Origin of the sequence: Rosenbergiella metrosideri, from assembly GCF_022602565.1 — a bacterium.
GTDB lineage: Bacteria > Pseudomonadota > Gammaproteobacteria > Enterobacterales > Enterobacteriaceae > Rosenbergiella > Rosenbergiella metrosideri.
This window is the reverse complement of sequence record NZ_JALBCV010000022.1, coordinates 21,899-28,260: the sequence shown is the minus strand read 5'-3', so window position 1 is coordinate 28,260 and position 6,362 is coordinate 21,899. Positions and strand designations below refer to the sequence as shown.

Here is a 6,362-nt window from a genome sequence, read left to right as displayed (position 1 = left end):
AGATGTGTATAAGAGACAGAAATAATAAAGTAGAAAGTTACCTCTAGGATCATCAAAGATAAAATTAAAGTTATCTTCACTGATAAATTTCAATAAGATAAGAAATAAAAAAGGTATAGCCCCTGTTATTTTAGATGCCATACGCATTTCTGAAGTGAGCGTAAGCATCTTTTTTTCCATTGCAGTATTACTTGCTAAGGAACGTTGCAATTTTCCAAGCACTTCTCTGAGTCGTCCCCCGCTATTAATGTTTAATAATATTGCGACGATGAAAAAATAGTATTCTTTATAAGGGTAATGTTTCCACGAATCTAAAAAAACAACTTCTGGATTATCGCCAAAATTTAGCCTTCTTGTAATGATGCTAAATTCTTTAGCTAACTGATTATTATTATTTTTACTATAATCTTCCATTGCTTGTAAAAAGGTACGACCTGAAGAAATAGCACCATTAATTGAAGATATCGATTCGGTAAAATCTATCTCAAAAACTTTTTTCTTTTTCTTTAATAAAATCTTATACCATAGTATATAACTGATAGGCGTCAACGACAATAATATGGGTAAACTAGGGAAATTGAAAAAATTAACATTTATCACTTGAGCTATAAGTACAACGCCTAATGGTACTGTAATCCTTTTAACCAAATCATAAAGGCTATCCACGATAAAAATGTTTTTAATGCTCTCTACTTTATGGCTGATTATTTTTAGGATATTTTGAATTAATGATTCTTTATTTACTACAGTATAATCTTTACCGGCCAATGTCATCAATAAATTCTTTCGTTCTGTTCCGCTCGAAAAAATGTGCCTAGTCTGTTTTATTCTTAACAAAACCATCAGAATAAAAAAGAAGGACATAAGGATAAATATTAAGTATATATTTTTCATTCTATCATCCAAAAACCTGTTTTAGATAATTATCTTTTGAATGCATTTTAGCTCGAGAGTAAATATTTGACCGCGTAGATAAACCAGGTGTGAAAAAACTCCCCTGTACTTTACCATTCACTGAATCACTGATTTTAAAAGAAAATATGTCCTGCAGTACTATGATGTCGTTTTCTAACCCCATAATTTCTGTAATATGAGTAATTTTACGGGATCCATCGTGTAATCGGCTTGCTTGAATTAAAAGATTTACGGCAGAACTTATATTACGTCTTATCGCGTCTAAGGGGAGATTTAAGCCAGCCATCATTACCATATTCTCTAAGCGTGCGACTGCATCACGAGGTGAATTGGCATGTAGTGTTGTCATCGAACCGTCATGGCCCGTATTCATAGCTTGCAGCATCTCAAAGGTTTCTCCGCCCCGACACTCTCCTACAATGATTCTATCAGGGCGCATACGTAGCGTATTGATCATCAAATCACGCATGGTGACCTGACCACTACTTTCTACACCAGCCATTTTAGTTTCTAAACGCACAACGTGTTCCTGCTGTAGTTTCAATTCAGCGGCATCTTCCAAAGTGATGACACGTTCGTCGCTGTTAATGTGGCGCGATAACGCATTTAATAACGTTGTTTTTCCCGATCCAGTACCACCAGAAATGATAATATTTGCTTGGCAGCTCACTGCTATGGCTAGAAAGTTAGCCATTTGCTCATTCATCGCTCCCCAACTCACTAAATCTTTCAATGTGCGGGACACATTGCTGAATTTACGGATAGAAATAGAGGTACCATCAAGTGTAATGGGGTTAATCACAACATTTAAGCGACTACCATCACTCATCCGAGCATCAACTAATGGCTGAGACTCATCGATACGCCGCCCAACACGATTGACTAAGCGTTTGGCAATATCGGTTAATTGTTGGTTATCAATAAACCTTTTATTTGTTTTAACCAATTTTCCGCTACGCTCGACGAATATTTTTTCTGGACCGTTAACTAAAATATCGCTGACGGTTGGATCTTCCATTAATTCCCGTAATGGCCCTACCCCCAAAATTTCGTCCGCAATAGCCGCAGAAAGTAATTGAGTATTTTCTGAAGGCAAATATAGATTACGCTCAACACTAATGCGCTGAACAGTTTTCGATATTTCACGAATAAGTGCGGTTCGATCAGCGAGTAAATGTTCAATAGTATCGATATCTAACTCAGGGAGAACCAAAGTCCTTAGTTGTTTTGTAACGCCTTCAAATTTATCAATCATAGCGCGTTATCCTCGTTGGGCTATTTTTTTTAATGAATCAAATAAGCCTATTTTGGTTAGGGTTTGTTTTCTTTTCCCGAGTAGTAAATTACACATACTCTCCAAGTATTGAATATTTTTCCCATTAAAGTTTATCGGGAGTGAAGGGTCTCCCGATTTTATTAAATAAGGAATGGTAATATCGACTGACTTACCAATTAAACCGCTGATTTCTTGAGTATTCACTTCACCACTTATTTTTCCGTGATGGTTATTATGGCATATATAGAGTCTGCGCACTCCGTTATTACTGTTCATCAGGTGGTTGTTGGCTTCGATAATTTTCTTAGCCATTCTAGATGAAGAAATATCTCGATCACAAATTAATAGCAAACAATCCGTATGGGTGAGTACATTTTCAATATTTTCGTCAGATGCATTATATCCTGTAAAATCGAATATTACGCATTCATAATTATCATAAATATCATTATGATATTGCCAAGCCTGACTCTTTTCTTCGTAATATCCTGAAAGATTATTTTGTAATAGTGTCACCTCATTGGAAATGGCGACTTTGGATATCAAGTCAAGATTTTGAGTACCGTAAGCACCTTGAACAATAAGGGTTGGTGATTGTCTCTTTTTCGCTATAAATTCAGCTGCATAATAACTGAGCATTGATGCACCGACACCACCTTTACAGCCCATTATTGTAATGCGTATAGCATTGCCTAATTCGATTTTATCTTGAGACACTTTATACACCAAACTCCCTAACCGATTAAGTTGGGTTGGATAGTAACAGTATTTTATCTCATTCTTCTCGAATTCCTCGGCTAGTAATAATGAGTCCTTATTACTGAAAGCAATTTTAGTTACATTTTTTGATAACTGGATATCGATTATTTCAATTGCATCTTTTGGTGATTCGAGATGCGATGCATCAAATACAATACAACCGATATTTGCAGTATCTTCAAATAACTCCAATTGCTCAATCGTACCAAGAAAACGTTTTATTTCGCCAAATCCGCGCAAGGCTAACTGTTCGCATACCTTATCCATTTTAGTTGAATCGGGTGTTACGATAAGTATAGAGTGCTCTAAATCACTCTCCGCTTTACTATTTTCGGAAAAGAGTAGCATAGGTTATTCCTTTATGTTACTGACGGATTATTCCAGTACCAGCATCGCATCAGTATTGTCCTGAAGCGCACAACTTTCCTGTCCGATCCATTTACTCGAATTTTTCAAATTATACGGTTGGCAGTAGGTACGACTATTTAACGTTTTAAGAACTAGATTAACAGACTCTCGACTTTGATATTTATTGCTAATGTTTTGAGTGTAATGGGTGACTATATCTTTCCTATCAACGCCTTCTTTCACTAGAGAGTTAATAATAGCCTTTATAGGCTGATTCAAATCAGGATTTGCCCACTCTATTTCAATTACTCCTCCCATATACTGATAAAACGGTAATATTTTAGCTATAGTGATTTCCTGTTCAATATCGTTACGACTTGAAATGGTAAACCTATACTCGCCTGCTAAGCTTATCGCAGGTATACCTAATAAGAAAAAAATCGCCACTATGCTACGCAATAAATTAGCCATCAGTAGATAAAACCTCCCTGTTCAAGGAAATTGATGATTGTCTTTTTTGATGTTTGGTTTTCAGTACCTGCGATATTGAGATAGCGCTCTAACAAAGTACTTCTCTGCCAGTTTGGTAATGAAATTTGAGATGATGAAATAGGTCGAACCAGATTTACCGTCGCGACTACAACTAATTCTGTCCTCTCACGCTGAGAGGAGGTTGACCTAAAAAATGCACCCAGTACAGGGATGTCTCCAATAAAGGGGATCTTTTTTAATACTTCTTTTTCAGATTCGCTCAGCAATCCCGCCAAGACAAAGCTTTCGCCGTCAGCTAATTCTATGGTCGTCCTAGATTTACGAGATTTTATCGCGGGTAGCAATAATTCGTTGGTTTTACTAATATTATTACTATCAACGTTACTCACTTCTTGAGATAAGGTCAGTCTTACTTTCTGACTGTTCTCAACCTTGGCGGCTACTAACATTTTGATGCCGACTTCTTTATAGTCTACCGTACTGCCATTAGAAGAGCTGGTTAGGATAGGAATCTCTCCTCCCACAAGGAAATCCGCGGTTTCTCCCGATAACACAGATAAATTGGGTTCGGCAAGAACTCTAGCTACAGACTCATTACCTAACGCATTGATAACTGAAGTCAATTGATTCGCATTGAATTTTAATTTGTTTAATACAAAGCTCCCGACGTCCATAGCTTGGCCCCATTCAATACCGAGCGCATCGCTATAGCTTCTGTTTAACTCGACAATCGATATCTTGACATTGACTTGGTTAGCAAACGGTAAATTCATCTTATTTTGTAGTTTACGATAGGTATATTTATTCATATAGTCGATATTATCTGTTGAAAACTTATCGTTATTACCGGCACTGTCAAATGTTGTTTTAATCTCACTACGCTCTAAACCAAGTGCTTCACCTACAATTTGATAAATAGCATCTCGGCTCTCTTCGTCAGCTGCAGTACCAGTAAGTAAATAGCTATCACCTACTTTTTTTATTCCGATTGATGATCCTACAAATTGATCTTCAATTTGTTTTGTAAGCCTACCTATTAGTGGATCAACAGTAACCTTAATACTTCTTGTCATATCATTTTGTACAAGTAAAATTTCCCCCTCGCCGTTATCAACACCATATATGACAACTTCATCATCACTAATCATGTTATAGTTCACTACGTTTGAATCAGTAGTAAATACGGTATCAATGGAAGTATTACTTTTTATCGTCCTTGCCCCTCCCTTCGAGAGATATATCGTCTCCGCCTGCACCATCAAAGGAACAGCAAATAACATAAATAAAACTAATTTAAAAATGAAAAAATAAATATAGTTATTAGGTAGGTATTTTTTCATTATTTATTACCTTTACTATTTATAATATTAACTCTCGTAGTGTTTTTTTCTGAAGATTCTGCCGGGAAAACTATCATTTCAAACTCATTTTCAATTTGATAAATCTTCTTAAGATCAGCACGGGACAATTCAATATCAACATTATATTTTTCAATAAAATCATTTTCATTACTCCCCTCTGTGATTATTTTTTTACCTTTCATTACAGGAGTAAGTAATTTTTTATCTTTAAAGATTTTAACAATTTTTACAATGGATTGACCTCGAAATACTGTTGATTTATTATCGTGCTCTCGCCTCGGGGATTTGAATTTTATATAGACATCTACTGTTGATCCAGGCAATAAACCAATAATATTATTAATATATTTCTTGTTGAGTTCCAAAGTATATCGATAATGCGCATTCGAATAATGCTCTTCTGGTTTATCCTTGGTTAACAATGATTTTGTGAGCCTTGTTCCCTTGCGAACTGACTCTGTTAGATAAAAACCTTCCACTGTGTCGGGGTTATCTGGATTGGGAGATGTATCCATTAACTCTTCATTTTTCTCTTCATAGTCATTTTTAGTAATCAACTCCCCCGAAGCCATAATACGTTTTACTATAAAATAGGTCGCCTGTTGCCTTGATTGCTGCTGAGCATCATCTTTGGAATTGGCCTCTTCCGAATCAGAGAGATAGATTCCTACTGAACCTAATAAGAAGAAGACGATAGCTACTATAATAATCAGCCGTTGATTCACGTTAATCCCTAAATTATATAAATATTTTAAGTAAATACCCGCAAGTTATTGCCACACCATAAGGAAGCGTTTTTGAGAATTTTCCTCGAGTAAAATGATGCAAACAATAGATGACCAGTATCAGTGGTAAGCCTGAAACCGCAACTAGAAATATAAAATCTGAGAGTTCCCTAAGAGGGAATGTTAACCCTAATACAGCCAGTAATTTAACATCACCCGCTCCTATGCAATGGCTTAATACACAGACAGTCCCGATGCTTAAAATCACTATTGAGGATGATAGGTAGATTTGTTCTTTACCCATCAGAAAAAATAGTACATTAATTAATAATATCGAAATGACGCATTTATTTTCAATAATTCTATATCTTATGTCTGTATAACATGATCTAGCTAATAGTATAAATATTAATAGGGACATAATTCTTTACGATAAAGGAGTATTAACTCCTTTATCGACTTCCAATGATGTAACTTTAGAGATTA

7 protein-coding genes are annotated in these 6,362 nt (G+C 35.7%); all 7 read right to left on the bottom strand.

All coding sequences use genetic code 11. The features are described from left to right. On the bottom strand, positions 1–774 hold a 774-nt coding region (locus MKR94_RS15445; protein WP_241647751.1), incomplete at its 3' end, for a type II secretion system F family protein. Between the two features lie 124 nt (positions 775–898). Then, complete coding sequence (locus tag MKR94_RS15440; RefSeq protein ID WP_241647750.1) at positions 899–2,170, bottom strand: TadA family conjugal transfer-associated ATPase; 1,272 nt, start codon at positions 2,168–2,170, stop codon at positions 899–901. A gap of 6 nt (positions 2,171–2,176) precedes the next feature. Beyond that, positions 2,177–3,298 (bottom strand): hypothetical protein, encoded by a 1,122-nt coding sequence (locus tag MKR94_RS15435; RefSeq protein WP_241647749.1) that lies wholly within the window; start codon positions 3,296–3,298, stop codon positions 2,177–2,179. A 27-nt stretch (positions 3,299–3,325) separates the two neighbouring features. Beyond that, positions 3,326–3,769 carry a hypothetical protein gene (locus MKR94_RS15430; protein ID WP_241647748.1) on the bottom strand — a complete coding sequence of 148 codons (444 nt, stop codon included), beginning with the start codon at positions 3,767–3,769 and terminating at the stop codon, positions 3,326–3,328. Beyond that, on the bottom strand, positions 3,769–5,130 hold the full coding sequence (locus MKR94_RS15425) for a type II and III secretion system protein family protein (protein ID WP_241647747.1): 1,362 nt from the start codon (positions 5,128–5,130) through the stop codon (positions 3,769–3,771). Before MKR94_RS15425 ends, MKR94_RS15430 begins: the two co-directional genes overlap by 1 nt. Beyond that, positions 5,130–5,876, bottom strand: a complete 747-nt coding sequence (locus MKR94_RS15420) for a CpaB family protein (RefSeq protein WP_241647746.1) — start codon at positions 5,874–5,876, stop codon at positions 5,130–5,132. Before MKR94_RS15420 ends, MKR94_RS15425 begins: the two co-directional genes overlap by 1 nt. Before the next feature lie 13 nt (positions 5,877–5,889). Then, the gene (locus MKR94_RS17225) at positions 5,890–6,297 is read right to left on the bottom strand and encodes an A24 family peptidase (RefSeq protein ID WP_422047538.1); all 408 of its coding nucleotides are present in this window, start codon (positions 6,295–6,297) and stop codon (positions 5,890–5,892) included. Positions 6,298–6,362 lie beyond the last annotated feature (65 nt).

Bases quoted from the DNA above. Each gene is read 5' to 3' on its own strand.
- MKR94_RS15440 (WP_241647750.1), bottom strand. From the start codon at position 2,170: ATGATTGATAAATTTGAAGGCGTTACAAAACAACTAAGGACTTTGGTT.
- MKR94_RS15435 (WP_241647749.1), bottom strand. From the start codon at position 3,298: ATGCTACTCTTTTCCGAAAATAGTAAAGCGGAGAGTGATTTAGAGCAC.
- MKR94_RS15430 (WP_241647748.1), bottom strand. From the start codon at position 3,769: ATGGCTAATTTATTGCGTAGCATAGTGGCGATTTTTTTCTTATTAGGT.
- MKR94_RS15425 (WP_241647747.1), bottom strand. From the start codon at position 5,130: ATGAAAAAATACCTACCTAATAACTATATTTATTTTTTCATTTTTAAA.
- MKR94_RS17225 (WP_422047538.1), bottom strand. From the start codon at position 6,297: ATGTCCCTATTAATATTTATACTATTAGCTAGATCATGTTATACAGAC.